Genomic DNA, 1,309 nt, shown 5'->3' with positions numbered 1-1,309 from the left:
TGTTTGTTGAGAGATTTTCTTTTTGTAGGTTTTTGTTTTGATTTTACATTGTTCATGCATTTTCTCTGGTGTTAGTAGTTCACAAGACATGTGAGGTCTTTTGGTGTTATAAATAGTGATACTTTGAACTACAATTTGTTTCATCATTTTTAGATTTATGTTTTGAATTTGAGATAAAAACTCTTGTTTTAAAATACCATTTACACGTTCAGCAACAGCATTTTGATAAGGGTCATACTGTTCTGTCATGCTACATTGTATGTTGTTTTTACGTAATATTTTTTGATAACTATCGCTACAATATTGTAACCCTCTATCAGAATGATGTATTAATTGTTCTGTTGGATATACTCTTTTGTCAATAGCTTGTTTTAGTGCCTTAATAGTTTGTGTTGTTTGCAATGTATTTGATAGATTATATCCTACAATCTTTTTAGAATAGGCATCAGTTATTAACGATAAATACATTGGGTTTTGTCTACTGCCAACATAAGTGATATCTGCCACCCATACTTGTTCTGGTCGATGGATTGTTGTGTGCTCTATTAAGTTTTTATGTTTTTTAAAACGATGATATGAATTTGTTGTTATGGTATAATTTCGCTTTGATTTTATCAGCATTTTATTAGCTTTTAAAATGGTGAAAAGATAATCTCTACCAATACCTAAGGCTTTTAACTCTTGTTGTAAAATATAATACAATTTTCGTGTACCAATACGTGGTTGTTCTTTACGAACACACCTGACCAGTTCTATAACTCTATCAGCAATAGCTTGTCGTTTTTGTTTAGTCCTAATAGCTCGATAATATACCTGTCTACTTACCCCAAGTAATGCACAGGTTGATGAGATACTCTCATTATAATGTATTGTAAACATATCGATTACTTGGGTTTTGAGTTTTTTCTAATAGGAATATTAAACTCCTTTTCTGCCAAATCAATCATCATATCAAACAAAATGGCTTTCTTATCTGCTCGTTCTGCTAAATGTTCTGCTCTAGCTTTTTGCTTCTCTAATAACTTAATCTTCTCCTCAAGCTCAATAATACGTTGTTGTGGTGTTTTACTGGACATACTACTTTGATTTTCCCAATCAAAGTTACCATATTTCCTGAGCCAATTCACTACTGTTTTTCTACATTGAATACCATACTTGCTAGTGGCTTGAGATACTGATAGATAACCTTGTTCTACTTCTTGTACAATCCCTAACTTTAAACTCATAGGATAGTCTTTTTGAGTACGTTTTACATGTTTGTTTTTCATGACACTTAATTTTTAGTGTAACGCTATTTCAGGACGGGACA

The 1,309-nt window shown here is 31.6% G+C and carries 2 protein-coding genes; both read right to left on the bottom strand.

The window, feature by feature from the left end; genetic code table 11:
• Positions 1-879 (bottom strand): IS3 family transposase (locus ACQY1Q_RS17360; RefSeq protein ID WP_431006592.1); only part of this gene is annotated, 879 nt, incomplete at its 3' end.
• Positions 880-884: 5 nt separating this feature from the next.
• Complete coding sequence (locus tag ACQY1Q_RS17355; RefSeq protein ID WP_431006591.1) at positions 885-1,268, bottom strand: transposase; 384 nt, start codon at positions 1,266-1,268, stop codon at positions 885-887.
• Positions 1,269-1,309 lie beyond the last annotated feature (41 nt).

Origin of the sequence: Tenacibaculum sp. TC6 (genome assembly GCF_050606265.1) — a bacterium.
Taxonomy (GTDB): Bacteria; Bacteroidota; Bacteroidia; order Flavobacteriales; family Flavobacteriaceae; genus Polaribacter.
This window is presented reverse-complemented; position numbering and strand designations above follow the sequence as displayed.